This window comes from Serratia sp. 25CWL12 (genome assembly GCF_055790885.1).
Genome location: NZ_CM147698.1, coordinates 3,963,220 through 3,980,395, shown reverse-complemented (window position 1 = coordinate 3,980,395; position 17,176 = coordinate 3,963,220). Strand labels below are relative to the sequence as shown.

The following is a 17,176-nucleotide window of genomic DNA, read 5'->3' as shown; positions in this document are numbered from 1 at the left end:
TATATTAGAATGATTACGCTCGTAGTCAAAAAATATTAAATATTTGTGAATCACATATTGAAACATTTTTTACTTTCCATCGTCAGTGCTGGTACATCAATATCGGTTCAATGCTCTTGACCTGTGCCCACTGAAAAGATAGCGTTTTATTGCCCCGGTTAACCGATTGTACCTAATCGATGACTGGGTAGATGATGATTAATCAAAGGATCAGGGACGTGAACCATAAATCGGAATCAGATCCACAAGCCAGTGTACCCTCTGCCAAAGGGCTGTTTATCCCGGGTTATCTGTTACCCATCTACGCATTGCTATTGGTGGCGTTCGGTTGGTTTTCAGGTCAGTTCTGGCGTAACAATGAGGCCCATGCGGCACCGGTATTGACACAGGTTGCTTCCCCCGCAGCGCCACATACAGCAACAGTAAAGCCCGCAGTGGCTAAGGCGGTTATCGAACCGGCACCAGTGCATGATGCTGATAAATCGGTAAAACCAGTTGCGCCAAAACCAGTCGAATCAAAAGAAGTGATACCCTCGTTGCCCAGTGATGAAGTAGCCCCATTGAAATACAGTGCCCATGTCTACTCCTCAGAAGATGATGAACGCAGCATCACCTTGAACGGGCAGCGCTACCAAGAAGGGGAGAGCCCTGCGCCTAACCTCACCATTGAACAGATTCAACAGGATGCGACGGTATTCAACTTTAATGGTGAGGTATTCACACTGATTGCGCTAGAGGATTGGCCTGGCGGCAAGGTTGATAAAGCAGGCCTTACCGCAGCAGACGCAGAATAACCTGCCGCATTAAACTGGATGCACAGGGTTGCGCATCACAATCACACTAAATGTTGCTTGCTGCACGCAGCTCATCGGCAAAGGGTGCTAACAGGCTGTTAAAGCTGCTGCATTTGGTTTGCTCTGGCGTGTTGTCTCTTATCAACCCTTGATAAATGGCCTCACTACGCTGCGGCAGCATGCCATAATCAGCGGTATTCCACCCCCGCTTTTTAGCCACTTGATAGGCTGCTTTGTTAATCACATCATCGCTAGGTAAATCGCTACGATTACATTTATATTTCAGATATTTGGTTCCGGCAACCACCGAAGCCAATTGTTCTACTTGCTCGTTAGCAGTAGCCGGACCTTTTTGCAAAGAAGAACGGGGTTGTTGACAACCGGTAATTCCCAGCACTAACAACAAGGGCATAAGGCGAAAAACTAGAGATAATCGCATGATAATCACTATGTTCTTTGGGTTAAGAGCTTTCTATTCTAACAATTCCACCCATGCTGTCACTAAATTGAGCGAAATGTTTTTCTATCTCCGCTGAAAGGACGACTCACGGGAGTTAGGGCGATGCCAGCGATTAAACATTAACCTCATCTTCTAAAGCACTCGCACTTAAACCGATAACCCGCAACTCAGATGGGTTTCTCTTCATCCGCGTTGCCACTGGGTGGGGGGTTATTGAGAACGCTGATAAATATCGGGCCTAACAATTTGCCAGACAAAATTTTCACAGTTTACTGGGCTATACCCCACTTTTTCATACAGCCACGGGGCGCTAGAGGTGACTAACATAATTCTTCGTAGCCGAGCCATCACCGGGTGGGATTGGCAGCACTCCAGCAGCCAGCGCCCCAGTTTTTGTTGTTGCCAAGCTTCCAGAATATAGACGTCGCAGAGATAGCCGAAGGTGACGCCATCGGTCACCAGGCGAGCAAAACCAATTTGCTTATCCCCCTCAAAGAGCCCAAAACACAGGCTGTTATCGATGCTTTCTCTTACTGTATCAACATCAATGCCAGCGGCCCAGGTTGAACGAGTGAGGTATTGATGAATAGCTTCAATATCAAACTGTTTGCGATCGGTAGTGATAGTGTATGGCTGCTGACACCAGCTCTGCGTATTTTCCATTTTTTTATTCCCTCTTGAATAGATGTCATCAGCAAGCGCAACGCGTCGGTGGCTAACTAACCAGGCGAGAAACTGATAGACACGACAATATCATGGGTCTCTATACGGTCAATAATTTCCGCCACAGGCATCGTTCGGTGATGCTAAACCCTAAACCGCATTGTTGATTGTCAGTCATTCAGAACCGGTCATAAGTGAAATTTTTAATCCAAATAAAAGCCTGTGTGAAATGCCTTTTTAGCGTGGTTGATGCCAATAACCCCATTTGAAGGCATAAAAACCCACGGCTGATCACAATATTTAGGCTTTATTTTATTTCAAATTAAAATAGAATGTTTATTTCATTGTCCGTGGTTGGATAACAGTCACCTATCAACAGCGAGAGGTTAGGATGGAAACGGTAGCGAATTTTATTCATGGCGAATGTGTCAACGGTTCAGGCCAGCTAGTGCAGGCGATCTTTAACCCAGCTACCGGTGAGCAAATTCGTCAGGTGGTCATGAGCACGGTGCAGGAAACGCAGCAGGCGGTTGCGGCTGCCCAGCAGGCATTTCCGGCGTGGGCGCGTCAGTCACCGCTGAAACGGGCACGGGTGATGTTCCGTTTTAAAGCCTTGCTAGAACAGAACATGAACGCTCTGGCGCGGCTTATCAGTGAAGAGCATGGCAAAATTTACTCGGACGCCGTAGGGGAGCTGACACGCGGCCTGGAGGTGGTGGAGTTTGCCTGCGGGATCCCCCATCTGCAAAAAGGGGAGCACTCAGCCAATGTGGGCACCGGGGTGGATAGCCACTCGTTGATGCAACCGCTGGGGGTTTGTGTCGGGATCACGCCCTTTAATTTTCCGGCAATGGTACCGATGTGGATGTTCCCGATAGCGCTGGCCACCGGTAATACTTTTGTTCTTAAACCGTCGGAAAAAAATCCCTCTTTGGCCCTGTCGCTGGCACAACTGCTGAAACAGGCCGGCCTACCAGATGGTGTCTTCAACGTGGTGCAAGGGGATAAAGAAGCGGTGGATGTGTTACTCACCGATGAGCGTGTCCAGGCGGTGAGTTTTGTTGGTTCGACACCGATTGCGGAATATATCTATCAGACCGCCTCGGCGCACGGTAAGCGCTGCCAGGCGCTGGGGGGAGCAAAAAACCACTGTATTTTGATGCCGGATGCGGATATGGAGATGGCCACTAACGCCATTATGGGTGCGGCGTATGGTGCGGCGGGTGAACGCTGTATGGCGCTGTCGGTGGTGCTGGCGGTGGGTGATAAAACCGCAGATGATCTTTGTGCGCGGCTGGAAAAACAGATTGCCGAACTGAGAGTTGGGCCTGGGTTGGACCAAACGCCAGAAAATGAGATGGGGCCGCTGATCTCTTCGGCACATCGCAGTAAGGTTTTGGGTTATATCGATAGTGGTGAAGCGCAAGGGGCCAAGCTGAGAGTTGATGGTCGCCATTTTCACGTCAAACAGCATGAGCAGGGGTACTTTGTCGGTCCAACGCTATTCGATAACGTCACACCAGAGATGACCATCTATCAAGAGGAAATTTTTGGCCCGGTGCTTGCTGTGGTACGTGTTGCCGATTACCACAGTGCGGTGGATTTGATTAATCGCCATGAATATGGCAACGGCACGGCGATCTTCACCCGTGACGGTGGCTGTGCGCGGTTATTCTGCCAGGAGGTGCAGGCAGGCATGGTAGGGGTTAATGTGCCGATCCCGGTCCCGATGGCCTTTCACAGCTTTGGTGGCTGGAAGCGTTCCATTTTTGGTCCACTGAACGTCCATGGCAACGATGGCGTTCGTTTCTATACCCGGATGAAAACCGTCACCGCTCGCTGGCCGGACATGCAACAGGATAGTGGTGCCTCATTCTCCATGCCAACACTGGGTTAAAAGGTGAGTTGATAAAAATGGAACCGATGACCAAGGAGGGTCAAGAGGGTGACGATGACAGCAAACCGTGTTTCCCCTGCTGCTGTCGGCGGATCTGGTTTACCACACCTTGAGCATTAACACGACTTCCTGATCAGCACTTACGATAGCTTCTATTCGGTATCTCGTTACTGGTGCGCATCAACTCTATTGGTGGCGGATACCCATATCGGGTTGATAGCGCTGATGGCTGCGTTCCCTCTCTGCCCCATTGGTTGGCATAATCGATATTTCCCCCTAGACCCTCATTTTTGAAATTTTTATTTCATCCACCGCCTGATTTATGCTCATTAATCAAGCGATTTATGTTGTGATATTGATAACAAAACGCATCGAGAGTGTCATAAAAGTGTTAACCTCATCTCAAAATATCTTTTCTAATATTTATTAAAATAAAATGTATGTTTTATTTTGTGTAGTGGGTTCACTGTGTCGTGGTCAGATTTATTAAACCTCTATAGCTCCTGCAATCCATCGTCCTTCGGGCAACAGTGAACATTGAGTATTGCACATTGAAAAACATACCCTACATAGAGAGAGATAATGATGAAAAAACTAATCTTGGCCGCCCTTATCACAATTACCTCTGGGGCGGCAATGGCCGAGAACGAGCAGATTGTTTTCAGTACGCCGAATCTGGCCATGCCGTTTGAAGTTCATATGCAGCGTACCGCAGTCAAAGCCGCGAAAGAGATGGGCGTGAAGCTACAGGTCCTGGATGGTCAGGGCAGTTCGCCCAAGCAGGTTGCTGACCTGGAGAATGCCATTACTCGTGGTGCTCAGGGGTTTATTGTCTCACCCAATGATGTCAACGCCGTTTCCGATGCGATAGATGAAATTCAGGAGAGAGAATTGCCGGTGGTGACCCTTGACCGTTCCGTCGATAGCCAGAAGAAAGTGCCGCATTTCGGTGCCAATAACTACAACGGAGGGCTGGCGATTGGCGACTTTGTGAAAGCCAAATTTCCCGATGGTGCAGACATCATCCTGCTGACCGGGCAACCGGGCTCCTCTTCCAATATTGAGCGTACCAAAGGCATTCGTGACAGTTTGAAAGCCGGCGGTGAAAAGTATCGTATTGTCGCCGATCAGACCGGTAACTGGATGCGTTCTGAAGGGATGCGCATTGTGGAAAGTGTGCTGCCATCGCTGCCGAAGCGCCCGCAAGTGATCCTTTCGGCAAACGACGATATGGCGTTGGGTGCGATTGAAGCGTTGCAGGGGCAAGGGCTAAAACCGGGGGAAATTCTGGTAACCGGTTTTGACGCAGTACCGGAAGCCTTGGCACGTGTGCGCGATGGCTGGATGGTGCTGACGGCGGATCAGCGCCCCGGTTACGCGGTACAGACGGCGATGAGTCAACTGGTTGCCAACGTGCGTGAGAAGAAAGCCATCACCGGGGCAGATTACCCGCCATTGTTGATCACCAAAGAAACCCTACAGCAGGCTGAGCGCATTAGCGAAGCCGGGAACTGATTTGATCAAGGCCACTACGCTGGTGGTGGCCCTCACTAAAGAAGGTGCTGGACGATGTTGCGACCCTTACTGAAAGTGACCAACCTGGCGAAAAGCTTTTCCGGCGTCTGGGCGTTGAGTAATGCCCAGTTAACTGTGGCGAGCGGTGAAATTCATGCGCTGTTGGGTGAAAACGGAGCGGGAAAATCCACCCTGCTTAAGGCGTTGGCGGGTGCTCAGCCGCAAAGCAAAGGTGACATCTGGTTTAACGGGGAAACGCTGCCGCTGGGTGATTCGCCAGTAGAGCGGCAAAACAGGGGCATTATTACCATCTACCAAGAGTTTAACCTGCTGCCCAATATGAGTGTTGCGGAGAACATGTTTCTGGGGCGTGAACCGCGCAAAGGTAACCTGATTGTGGATGAAAAAGCGGTAAATCAGGAGGCGCAAGCGATCCTGGATCACCTGCAATTGAATATTGCGCCGACCACGGCGGTGGCGCGTTTGAGTGTGGCGCAACAGCAGATGGTGGAAATTGCCCGTGCACTGACGTTGAACGCCAAGCTGATCATTATGGACGAGCCTTCTGCGGCGCTGAGCGACAGTGAAGTAGAAAGCCTGCATCGTGTGGTACGCGAACTCAAAGAGCGCGGTGTCAGCATTATTTACGTCACTCATCGTCTGCACGAAGTTTTCCAGCTCTGTGATCAGTTCACGGTATTTCAGGATGGCCGCTTCACTGGCAGCGGTAAGGTGGCCGACACCACGGTAGAGCAACTGATCCGCCTGATGGTGGGGCGTGATGTGGCGTTTAATCGCCGGCCACCCAGCGAAACGCATCATGAGCAGCAACCCATTCGCCTGGCAGTCAAGGGGTTGTGCCGTGAAAAGCCACCACTGGATCCCCATGGTATTGCTTTGCATGACATTAGTTTCCATGTGCATGCCGGAGAAGTGCTGGGTATTGCTGGTTTGGTGGGGGCCGGGCGTACCGAAGTGGCACGTTGCTTGTTTGGTGCCGATGGCTTTACCTCTGGAGCCTTCGAGCTTGATGGTGTGCCGTACCAGCCAATCTCCCCGATGTTTGCACTGGATCAGGGTATCGCACTGGTGCCGGAAGATCGCAAAAAAGAGGGGGCGGTATTAGGGTTGTCGATCCGTGACAATCTGTCGCTCTCCAGCCTCTCCTCATTGTTGCGCTGGCGCTACTTTATCAATACCCGCAAAGAAGATGCACTGATTGACGCTTACCGTCAGGCGCTGCAGATCAAAATGGTCGACAGTGAGCAGGAGGTCCGCAAGCTCTCTGGGGGTAATCAGCAAAAGGTGATCCTCGCCCGTTGTATGGCACTCAATCCTCGGGTGCTGATTGTCGATGAACCTACACGGGGTATTGATGTTGGCACCAAATCAGAAGTGCATCAGGTGCTGTTTGATATGGCGAAGCAGGGGGTGGCGGTTATCGTGATTTCATCCGATCTACCCGAAGTGATGGCCGTTTCTGATCGCATTATCACGCTGAGTGAAGGCCGGATGACCGGTGAGATCCATGGTGATGATGCTACCGAAGAACGCCTGATGATGATGATGGCGATCAACCACCACTCCCTTAACGTGGCATAACGGAGTTTTCCATGACGCAGATGATTTCCAAAACCGAGACGGCAATAAAGCGCCCCGGGCATATCGACCTGATCGCTTTTTTTGAGCGTTTTGGTGTGTTGATTTTTATGATCTTGCTGCTGATTTTTTTCCAGTTGCAGAACAGTAATTTCCTGTCTGAACGCAATATTTTCAATATTCTGACCGAGGTATCCATCTACGGCATCTTGGCCGTGGGGATGACGTTTGTCATTCTGACCGCTGGGATTGACCTGTCTGTCGGGTCCATTTTGGCGGTTTGCGCCATGACCGCTGCCTACATTATTAAAGGTGATAACTTTACCACCGCTGACCCTAACGCTTGGGGCGGCATGAGCTGGCTGATTGGGCTGAGTATTTGCCTGGCGATGGGGACGCTGATTGGCTTTCTGCATGGCCTTGGGGTCACTCGCCTGCGGTTGCCACCGTTTATTGTCACGCTGGGAGGTATGACCATTTGGCGTGGTCTGACGCTGGTGATTAACGATGGGGCGCCGATTGCCGGTTTCGATGCGGGTTACCGTTGGTGGGGCCGTGGAGAATTATTGGGTATCTCAATCCCTATCTGGATCTTTGCACTGGTGGCCATTGGTGGCTATCTGGCGTTGCATAAAACGCGCTGGGGGCGTTTTGTTTATGCCATCGGCGGTAACCCGGAGGCGGCGCGGCTTGCTGGGGTGAATGTGAAACGCGTGTTGGTCAGTGTTTATGTGCTGATTGGCTGCTTGGCTGGGCTGGCGGGTTTTATCCTCAGTGCCCGTCTGGGGAGTGCGGAAGCGGTGGCTGGGATCTCTTTTGAGTTGCGGGTGATCGCATCGGTAGTGATTGGCGGTACCTCACTGATGGGGGGATATGGGCGTATCACTGGCACCATCATCGGTTCCATCATTATGGGGGTCCTGATTAATGGCTTGGTATTAATGAATGTTTCCGCGTATTACCAGCAGATTATCACCGGCCTGATTATTGTATTGGCGGTGGCCTTTGACACCTATGCCAAGAGCCGTCGCGGTGCATTATAAGGGGGGATGATGAAACCAGTACGTATTGGATTGATTGGTACCGGGTATATCGGTAAGGCACATGCGATTGCTTATGCTCAGGCACCCACGGTGTTCAGCCTGCGAGGCAAGTTGATACGGGAAATGGTGGCTGAGGTGACGCCAGAGCTGGCAGCAGAGCGGGCGCAGGCGTTTGGCTTCAACCGTTCTACCGGCGACTGGCGTACTTTGGTGGCTGATCCACACATCGATGTTGTGGATATTTGTGCGCCAAACCATCTGCATAAACAGATGGCGCTGGCAGCGATCCACCATGGTAAACATGTGTACTCGGAAAAACCGCTGGCGCTGAATGCCCATGATGCGCGCGAAATGGTGGATGCGGCAAAACAGGCGGGGGTCAAAACCTTGGTGGGGTTCAATTATATGAAGAACCCGACGGCGGCGCTGGCGAAAGAGATTATCGCCGGTGGTGAGATTGGCGAAGTCATCCACTTCTATGGAACCCATAATGAAGACTATATGGCTGATCCACTTTCCCCCATTCATTGGCACTGTTTCAAAGAAACTGCCGGGTTGGGGGCTTTGGGGGATCTGGCGGCACACATTGTCAATATGGCGCACTACCTGGTAGGTGACATCCTGCAAGTTTGTGGTGATTTGAAGATTGTTGTTCCTGAGCGTCCGGCCTATGTCGGCGCAACACAACGGGTGACGGTGGAAAATGAAGACCAGGCCCATGCGATGGTGCGTTTTGCTAACGGCGCACAAGGGGTGATTGAAACCTCCCGTATCGCTTGTGGTCGTAAAATGGGACTGTCATACGTTATCACTGGTACCAAAGGGGCTATCCGTTTTACCCAGGAGCGTATGGCAGAACTACAGCTTTATCTGCATGACGACCCGGTTAATCGCCAGGGGTTCCGCACACTGCTGGTGGGGCCAGAACATCCGGAATATGCTGCATTTTGCATGGCGGCCGGACATGGCATCGGCTTTAACGATCAAAAGGCGGTAGAAGTGCGTGACTTGGTGGATGGCATCGCGGCTGATATGCCTATGTGGCCGGACTTCGAAGAGGGCTGGAAGGTATCGCGGGTGCTGGATGCGATCGCTCTTTCCCACCGTGAAGGGCGCTGGCTGAACGTGATTAATATTGTTTGACAAGATATCAACTGGGAAAAGCCGTTTGATGCGTTAGGTATGGATCGTGCTGTGCTTGCCCGATGAAAATGCCCCTCTTCAGTTGGCTATATCCCACTGAAGAGGGGGCAGGTGCGATATCAATATGGTAAATGGTTGATGGTTTTTTTATTTGGCAGGGGGAATTTGTCGGGCCGTATCGATAGGGTAAAGTGTTTCACATTTCACCTTATCATTATCTAATTTATCACAACGTTGTGCGACTTCTGATGATTTGGATGCGGTTGCTTCATCAGTAATGTAAATGAACTGATTGGGTCGGCAGACGATGTTTTTTGTTTTGAGGAACTGAATATAACCCTCATTGGTTAAATTCATCTCGTTTTTATTAACATAGACAGTACATTGGTCCATATTGGCGATTCTAATATGCGAGGTGACGAAAACCTGTTCTCGTCTATAGTTACTGGCTAGATAGATTAATAAAATGGCAATCAGTAGCAATAGCATGGGGTTGATGATAATAAACCGGCCATTAATTCTGAATAACAGTGCCCGGCTTTTTTTTAACAGCCCTTTATTATGGCGGGGAGGATTCGGTACCTCATTCTTATCTACCCTTTTTTCAATATCCTTTTCTTGCTCGAAGTTAATGGGAGCCGCTGTCTCTATGGTGGCGGTTTCAACAGTCTCTGAGGTAGTAGTTTCAATATCTAAAACCTGTACCGTACCACAGAATAAAAGACCTTCTTTAGGGACGGTTTTGATGACTTCTTCTTTGATGCCAGCACTCACCAACCCCCTTCTTAACAGTGATACGTTCTGATAAAAGGTATTGTTAGTGACATAACGCCCTTGACTCTGCCAGGCAAAGGCAAAAAATTCCTGCTGACTAATCACTTTCCCGGGGGTTGATAATAAAAGTTGCAAGCATCGACTGGCTGGAATATTTAAAATAGTTTCATTCCCTTTTTTCCCGTTCGGCAGCAGCCGATGTTGCTCCGGGATGTAAGTAACCAAGTCGTTAATAACAAATTTTGTCATTTTTTTTAACCAACCACAGTTAGTTTTATCAAGAGTAACTGATTTCACTCCAATTATAGTAAAAAAATCAGTTATGTATACCACGCCGATTCAAGTTTTCGCCAGAGAGTGGCACTCAACGCTCCTTGAGGTATGGGCAGCAAGCGACTGAACGGGGTAACTAGCGGCGTGACTGTGATTTGTATCAATTTAGTTCTCGGCGGTTTATGAGCAATGGTGCAGACCTGACTGAGCAGGGAGGGCTATCAAGGGAGGATTTATTCAGCTCAGGGAGCGGAGCATAGACTCCTTCACGTGGGTAAACAATATTAAATGTATGGTTAAGATTTTTTTATATTAAAATCAATAAATTAAACTCAATCTCATTGTCATTCAGCCGGTGTGGTAAAGGTGTTATTTTGTTTTGGTAAGTTTAGGTATAAATTTTTTTACTTTTAAATCAGCATGTTATATAAAGTTGAATTAATTGCATATTGTATTTAAAAAAATATTAACTTAATTAAGGGAATGCTTTCTACGCTTTGCCGCAAGGCATTTTTTAATCTTAACAGCATAAATAATAATAATTCACTAAGGTTTTTTTTTATTGTCGGCTAAAGTCTATTGCTGCGCATGTAATCCTTGCTGTCAGTTTGGATGTGATATGGGGTATGTCAAAATACACTGCTAGTGGCAGGGTTTTGTAAAATTATCCTTTTCGCTAGCTTAATTGTCTCAAGATGTTATTAATCTATAGTATGTTGATGGGTATTATGAAGGGCGAGATTTACGGTTTTTTAATTGATGAAGAAATTTTATTTGATATAAATAAAAAAAGGTTGATTCGCTTTAGTGATGACACTGAATTGCGTGCTGTAACAATTTCGGTAGTTTCTCTTAGTGTAAACCTAGTGCGATTATTAACCTTATTACTGACCAGTGAGAAAGGTGTCGTTGTCTCGAAGAATGATATTCTCAATAATGTTTGGGAAGACAATAATCTCTCTTCCTCCAGTCAGCGATTGTGGCATGCTATCAATGAATTGAGACGAAAATTGATGGCAGTGGGGCTTTCTTCTGATTTTATTTCGAGTGTCAGAGATTCCGGTTATTTTATTAATAACCATAAAGTGACGCCACTTTTTTATGGTTAATATGTCGAGATTGAATATATCAGTAGTGAAGTATCGGGATTGGTTTTATTTTGTGAATCCATTTTATTTTGTGAATCCATAGTTTATAAACCTCATCCCTTGGTATTGTTGTGTCGTTGTATCGCTTTGCCGTGACAGTGAAAGTCTAGTTAAAATTCAAGTTCACTCCTGAACCCGTTAAAATGGGTTATCCTCGTTCCTAACTGCTATGTTGATTTAAGTTCAGCTTGAGTGACAGCGGATAGTAATTAGTCATTATTTTTGGGTTAATAAATTGTCCATCATGTTTAAGTTGACCTGGCACTGTATTAAACTATGTAATGAGGTAATCCCCAATTTGATCATAGCTGCTCGTTTGTGGGCACTGACAGTTTTTGGGTGAATCTGCATCGTTCTTGCAACCTGTAAGGTTGGCGTTCCTTTTAACAAATATTTTAGTACCTTGATTTCTTGATGTGTCAGCGGTGTTGTCGATTTTGATTTCTGCCTGACATCTGGTAAATTAAGGATAGTATCTTGCAAATAGTGACTTAACTCATTTATTGTTATTGCATTATCCAGTACAGCGGAAACATTATTCAGACCTGAAAGATAGTCCTTCAGCCGCCCAAGAATAAGGGTTTGCGCCATGATAATGACTTTGGCTTGCGGATAGTGTAAGGGGAGCCATTTGATAATAAAATCAAGGGTGTTTCCATAGCTATCATAAGTGTTTTGTAAGCCTAAAATAAAAACATCTACATCAGTGCCGGGTAATGCTAGATAGTCACTGATTTCTAAATATTTTTTTTCCGCAATAACCGTTAGGTCAATATTGCCACATGAAAGACGAGATAAGGTTGATTTTATACCTTCCCTGGTATACATGCAGGCATGTTGGATAAATAAATTCTTCCTAATGCTCATTTTTTCCCTGTTTTTTGTAAAATCCATAAGTATTTTTTTTTGACTTTTGAAATTTATTTTCATCATTAAAATTACAGATGGATGGCATGGCTGGTGCATAACGTCATTTATAATGAACAACTAATAGCCATGTAATGTAAAGTATCATGGGTATGGTTCAGTTAAGAGATGCCATATATACTTGATCCTTCAAGTTGGCTGAGTTTTGGCTGTAGTGACCGGTAAATAGTGACCGGTAAATAGTGACCGGTCAATAGTTACTCGGCCCATATCAAGGCACTCGAATTATTTTGTGCATAACCGTTTATTTGATAAAAGCAGAATATGTTTTTCCCTGGTGTTGTTTAAATGTGGTTATTTTAAATTGCATAGGCATAACGATACGAGAGAAGTATTTATCGGTATGCTTGGTAAATGATTAACGCTATCTTTGTCTAGCTGTGTTTGTTGTCCATCCATGGCCCTCGCCCTAAAGGGCCAGCGCAAGCGCTGTTCAAAACGAATTATTTAGGGTATAGGCAATCAATGCTATTCAACGTATAAGTCGCATTCACTTTGCTTGCATTATAAGAATAATCTCACTCTTATCAAGAAAGTTACTCATGTAATTATCGCTGTAGAAAAGCGCAAGATAAGGTTTATTGTGTTTTGTTTTTTTATTAACCTGGTGTTTAATTCTGTAATAAAACATAATTTTATTATTTTATAAATATAACGATGTGGTTGGCTTCGCTGATTTTGAGTAGTTTAATGTTGCAAAATTTTATAAAAAAAAGAATAAAATTTTAATTTTATGATAATTCATTGTTTTTATTTTATTTTTATTTTGCTTGAATTGATTGTAAAGCGAGCAATGAGAAATGGAAATGATGTGTCCCGATGCCAAGCGGATCTGTCTGGCAGACCGTCAGGTCGATTCTTTGTCTGGCAGGCTAACCAGGCATCTAATCAACGCCTTGAGGTTATGACCTGTCAACCACCGCTTGAGTGAAAATGAATATACTCGTCATACTTCAAGTTGCTTGAGTGTTGGCTGAGGTTACTCGTCTCATCCATGAGGTTCACCCTGCGCGCCAACACAAGCGCTGTTCAAATCGATTGCTGATCGATTTGTCTCGGACTGGCCGCCTTCAGGCAACTCGAATTATTTTGGGTATTGATAGCAGTGCGCTTGCAGTTTGTAAATCTACGTAAAAATATATATCATTTCTTTGCTGTATTAAACAATGAGGTTTTGGTTCCTCTTCGTTGGAATGATTGACATTAACTGAAGGATATAGAATGAAAAGCATTTTCTTTTTCGATGCGATGCTGACCCCAAAAATTATTACCTTTTTGTATTGGCTCAGTCTGCTAGGGGCGATTCTCTTTGGCATTGGGTATATGTATATGGTTGATTTTTTCTATGGCCTGCTGGGGTTGGTGATTGTTTGTGTCATGACCCGAGTCTCTTTTGAAATGATTATTATTGCATTTAAAAATAACGAGTATCTGCGCAAGATTGCTGAAAAACCGTAATATACTTAGCAATGTAATTATGTTTATCAGTAGCATTGGTAGCATTGATACCAATGCCATTTTCCTGCCGTTAATCATTATCGCCAGGTTTAGCGCTTTCATTGGTTTTGCATCTTAGTGGATTAAGTAAAACCGAACAGGGTAAATGCGTCGTCTTCAGGGTAGTAGTCAAGCAGGCGAGTGGTTTCTTCCAGTGAGAGTCGTTTGTATTGGTTGTTGGAGATGCCGTGTACTACAGCGTACTGTACATCGGTGATGCGGATACAGCGATCAAGTAGATCAGCTGCATCCCGGTGACTAAGAAAAGTGCTCATATCACGAGCGCTTATCTGCTGGCCCTTTTCCAGAGTGGTGCAGTTGGCAATCCGTACCGATAACGCAGAAAGACCCTCCTGATAGGCGAAATAGGCGGCGATACCTTCACCAAATGCCTTACTGGCACCGTACATATTTTTGGGTCTCGGTGCATCTTCGGGGCGTACTTGATAATTCAAGGGATAACCTTCCACGGCAAGGGAGCTGCTGGCGAACACCACGCGTTTACAGCCCGCATCTTTTGCCGCCCGGAATATATTGAATGTGCCAAGGATATTGTTGTTCATCAATGACGCGTGAAACTTGGTATCAGGAGTGGGCTCGGCTGCCAGATGTAGTACGGTATCAATATTGGCGCAGGCATTACGGCAGGCTTCAATATCGCTGATATCAAAAGCCAACGCTTGATCTTCGGGTCGCAGCTCATTCAGCATATCGATATCCTTTTCGGCTAAACGAAAAGCGTAACGATGACCAGCAAACTGTCTGAATGCCGTTGCTACACGACCACTTGCACCAGTAATCAAAATTCGCCCAAGTTCGCTACGTAGTGCCATGACAACTGCTCACCCTCAATCAAATTTTCAGGACAACATTAATAATACTGTGAGTTATTTTTGTCTACCTTTTAATTAGTTTTTCTGATGTATTTTGTTGGGTAATGGGGAGCTATTTTGGTATTAATTTGAAAAATGGTAAGTATTTTTAAGAAAAATCTTATTTATTTGTCAGAAATCAAGCGGATGTTTCGAGAGTATGAAGACCTTTTAATGTGTTCAACATGTTGTTAATATTGGTTTTTAATGGATTCCATCCTGGTAGGGTAATCTGCTTCCATATCTGTACACATTAAGTTACCCCTTCAATTTCAATTAGACTGGTTAATGTTTTCCTGGGGCGTTCACCGTGATCAAATTTTAACGGTCACTCTATTTCGATAGTGTGATTTTGTACTTCAGATCACACTTCGATAACTTTGTGCGGGAAGGTCTTGCCGGATGGAAAAACAGAATGTTACCGTCATGGCTCAACCAAATTTAGGGTTGTCACTGCGTTAGCAGGCAAAACCTAAACTTCGTGCTGCTGTCTTCCCTGTTGGGTGTCGACAGTAACGAGGTTTAGGTTTTTTTTTGCATTTAATTCCTCAACGGTGATTGGCCATCGCCAGCGAGTGAGATCACGAACGCTAAGCATTAAGGATATTGTTATGAAATATAAGGAGTTAGCCAGTGAGGTTTTGGCCGGGGTCGGTGGCCGCGACAACGTGAAGAGTCTGGTGCATTGTGCTACCCGTTTGCGTTTTAAACTGCATGACAGCAGCAAGGCTGATGTACAAGCGCTGAAGAAAAATCCGGGCATTATCATGGTAGTGGAAAGCGGCGGTCAGTTTCAGGTCGTTGTCGGTAACCATGTTAGCGAGGTTTATAACAGTTTGAATGTGCTGGCCGGGTTAGATGATCCCCAGCCAACGGATGCCAAAAAGGGTGATAAGGAGAATCTGCTCAATCATTTTATTGACATTATTTCTGGCATTTTTACTCCGATACTCGGGGTGTTGGCTGCTTCGGGGATTTTAAAAGGCTTTTTGGCCTTGAGTCTGGCCTGTGGCTGGTTACTGGAGAGTAGTGGCACGTTTAAGCTGTTATTTGCCGCCAGTGATGCTCTGTTCTATTTCTTCCCGATTATTTTAGGTTACACCGCAGGGAAGAAGTTTGGTGGCAATGCCTTTGTGACGATGGCTATCGGTGGTGCGCTGACCCATCCATTGATGATGACAGCTTTCGATGCATCACAACAGGTAGGCGCGCAGCCTGAATATTTTCTCGGTATTCCGATTACCTTTATTAACTACAGCTCCTCGGTTATTCCGATCATCTTTGCCGCTTGGATATCTTGTCGGTTGGAGCCCTGGTTCAACCGGCTGTTCCACAGCGCGTTACGTAATTATGTGACACCATTAATGTGCCTGGTGATCACCGTGCCGTTAACGTTCTTGCTGATTGGGCCAGTCGCTACCTGGTTTAGTCATCTGCTGGCTAATGGCTATCAAACCATTTATGCCTTTAATCCAGTTATTGCTGGCGCATTTATGGGGGCGTTATGGCAAGTCTGCGTGATCTTTGGCCTGCATTGGGGGCTAGTACCGTTGATGGTCAACAACCTGAGTGTGCTGGGATACGACTCAATGGTGCCACTGTTATTACCCGCAGTGATGGGGCAGGTGGGGGCGGCACTGGGGGTCATGCTGCGCACCCGCGACAGCAAACTGCGGGTGATGGCTGGATCTGCAGTGACTGCCGGTATTTTTGGTGTCACTGAACCCGCAGTCTATGGGGTGACATTACCCTACAAACGCCCCTTTGTTTTCGGCTGCGTGGGGGGGGCACTAGGGGGAGCGGTGATCGGCTATTTTCAGACGGCAACCTACTCCTTTGGCTTGGTCAGTGTTTTCACCTTTGCTCAGATTATTCCCGCCAGCGGTTTCAACGCTACGGTATGGGGGGCGATTGCCGGTACTCTGCTCGGTTTCCTGTTTGCTGCCATTGCCAGCTATCTGTTTGGCATTGTCCCTGAAGCCAGGCTGGAAGGGGAAGAGTCCCTCACATCGCCTACTCCCGTTAATCGCAACCCGGTGTTATTCAGCCCGATAGCCGGTGAAGTCATTTCACTGGAGCAGGTAAACGATGCCACTTTTGCCAGTGGTCTGTTGGGGAAGGGGGTGGCCATTGTGCCGAGCCAGGGCAGGTTAGTGGCCCCGGTCAATGGTACGGTTGTTTCACTGTTCAAGACACGTCATGCCATCGGTATTGAATCGGATGAAGGGATAGAACTGTTAATTCATATCGGCATTGATACTGTCAAATTAGATGGTCAGCATTTTACTGCGCATATTGCCGAGGGGGCGCGTGTTAAGACCGGGGAGTTGCTGATTGAGTTTGATCTGGCTGCCATCCAGGCGGCAGGTTTTGATACCACCACGCCAGTCATTGTCAGCAACAGTGACGACTATATCGATGTGCTTGCCAGTGGCGAGAGCCCGGTGCAAGAGCGGGCACCATTACTGACCCTCTACCCAGTGTAATCAAGATGCAGCCAACAACCCTGCAGGTTGAGTGACAACGGGTCTATTAGATTAATCAGTCTATTGGCGTTACGAATCATTAAGG

General features: G+C 46.8%; 14 protein-coding genes. 9 read left to right on the top strand and 5 right to left on the bottom strand.

Annotated features, from left to right (window positions below):
• The first annotated feature begins 218 nt into the window (after positions 1-218).
• Positions 219-794 carry a type II secretion system assembly factor GspB gene (gspB, locus tag ACX9GV_RS17265; protein WP_473196335.1) on the top strand — a complete coding sequence of 192 codons (576 nt, stop codon included), beginning with the start codon at positions 219-221 and terminating at the stop codon, positions 792-794.
• Between the two features lie 46 nt (positions 795-840).
• Here gspB and gspS read toward each other — a convergent pair whose 3' ends face one another.
• Entirely contained in the window at positions 841-1,233 is a 393-nt protein-coding gene (gene gspS / locus ACX9GV_RS17260; RefSeq protein WP_037385249.1) for a type II secretion system pilot lipoprotein GspS, read from the bottom strand.
• 231 nt (positions 1,234-1,464) lie between these two features.
• Positions 1,465-1,917 carry a GNAT family N-acetyltransferase gene (locus tag ACX9GV_RS17255; protein WP_473196334.1) on the bottom strand — a complete coding sequence of 151 codons (453 nt, stop codon included), beginning with the start codon at positions 1,915-1,917 and terminating at the stop codon, positions 1,465-1,467.
• A 391-nt stretch (positions 1,918-2,308) separates the two neighbouring features.
• Between ACX9GV_RS17255 and ACX9GV_RS17250 the strand changes: the two genes are divergently transcribed.
• From ACX9GV_RS17250 to ACX9GV_RS17230, 5 genes are all read left to right on the top strand, one after another.
• Positions 2,309-3,814 carry a CoA-acylating methylmalonate-semialdehyde dehydrogenase gene (locus ACX9GV_RS17250; RefSeq protein ID WP_473196333.1) on the top strand — a complete coding sequence of 502 codons (1,506 nt, stop codon included), beginning with the start codon at positions 2,309-2,311 and terminating at the stop codon, positions 3,812-3,814.
• Between the two features lie 585 nt (positions 3,815-4,399).
• Positions 4,400-5,329, top strand: coding sequence for a substrate-binding domain-containing protein (locus ACX9GV_RS17245; RefSeq protein WP_473198061.1), 930 nt, complete (start codon positions 4,400-4,402; stop codon positions 5,327-5,329).
• 54 nt (positions 5,330-5,383) lie between these two features.
• The gene (locus ACX9GV_RS17240) at positions 5,384-6,931 is read left to right on the top strand and encodes a sugar ABC transporter ATP-binding protein (protein ID WP_473196332.1); all 1,548 of its coding nucleotides are present in this window, start codon (positions 5,384-5,386) and stop codon (positions 6,929-6,931) included.
• An 11-nt stretch (positions 6,932-6,942) separates the two neighbouring features.
• Positions 6,943-7,971, top strand: coding sequence for an ABC transporter permease (locus ACX9GV_RS17235; RefSeq protein ID WP_023491092.1), 1,029 nt, complete (start codon positions 6,943-6,945; stop codon positions 7,969-7,971).
• 9 nt (positions 7,972-7,980) lie between these two features.
• Positions 7,981-9,114, top strand: a complete 1,134-nt coding sequence (locus ACX9GV_RS17230; protein WP_473198060.1) for a Gfo/Idh/MocA family protein — start codon at positions 7,981-7,983, stop codon at positions 9,112-9,114.
• A 147-nt stretch (positions 9,115-9,261) separates the two neighbouring features.
• Here the strand turns inward: ACX9GV_RS17230 and ACX9GV_RS17225 are convergent, their stop codons facing one another.
• Positions 9,262-10,137 (bottom strand): winged helix-turn-helix domain-containing protein, encoded by an 876-nt coding sequence (locus ACX9GV_RS17225; protein WP_473196331.1) that lies wholly within the window; start codon positions 10,135-10,137, stop codon positions 9,262-9,264.
• Positions 10,138-10,889: 752 nt separating this feature from the next.
• Here ACX9GV_RS17225 and ACX9GV_RS17220 point away from each other — a divergent pair.
• Entirely contained in the window at positions 10,890-11,270 is a 381-nt protein-coding gene (locus ACX9GV_RS17220) for a winged helix-turn-helix domain-containing protein (protein ID WP_473196330.1), read from the top strand.
• A gap of 255 nt (positions 11,271-11,525) precedes the next feature.
• Here ACX9GV_RS17220 and ACX9GV_RS17215 read toward each other — a convergent pair whose 3' ends face one another.
• Complete coding sequence (locus ACX9GV_RS17215) at positions 11,526-12,242, bottom strand: LuxR C-terminal-related transcriptional regulator (RefSeq protein WP_473196329.1); 717 nt, start codon at positions 12,240-12,242, stop codon at positions 11,526-11,528.
• Between the two features lie 1,215 nt (positions 12,243-13,457).
• Here ACX9GV_RS17215 and ACX9GV_RS17210 point away from each other — a divergent pair.
• Positions 13,458-13,694: a DUF4282 domain-containing protein gene (locus tag ACX9GV_RS17210; RefSeq protein ID WP_473196328.1), complete on the top strand. Its 237-nt coding sequence runs from the start codon at positions 13,458-13,460 to the stop codon at positions 13,692-13,694.
• A gap of 122 nt (positions 13,695-13,816) precedes the next feature.
• Here the strand turns inward: ACX9GV_RS17210 and ACX9GV_RS17205 are convergent, their stop codons facing one another.
• Complete coding sequence (locus ACX9GV_RS17205; RefSeq protein ID WP_473196327.1) at positions 13,817-14,566, bottom strand: NAD-dependent epimerase/dehydratase family protein; 750 nt, start codon at positions 14,564-14,566, stop codon at positions 13,817-13,819.
• 650 nt (positions 14,567-15,216) lie between these two features.
• Here ACX9GV_RS17205 and bglF point away from each other — a divergent pair.
• Positions 15,217-17,091 (top strand): PTS beta-glucoside transporter subunit IIABC, encoded by a 1,875-nt coding sequence (gene bglF, locus ACX9GV_RS17200; RefSeq protein WP_473196326.1) that lies wholly within the window; start codon positions 15,217-15,219, stop codon positions 17,089-17,091.
• Positions 17,092-17,176: the final 85 nt, after the last annotated feature.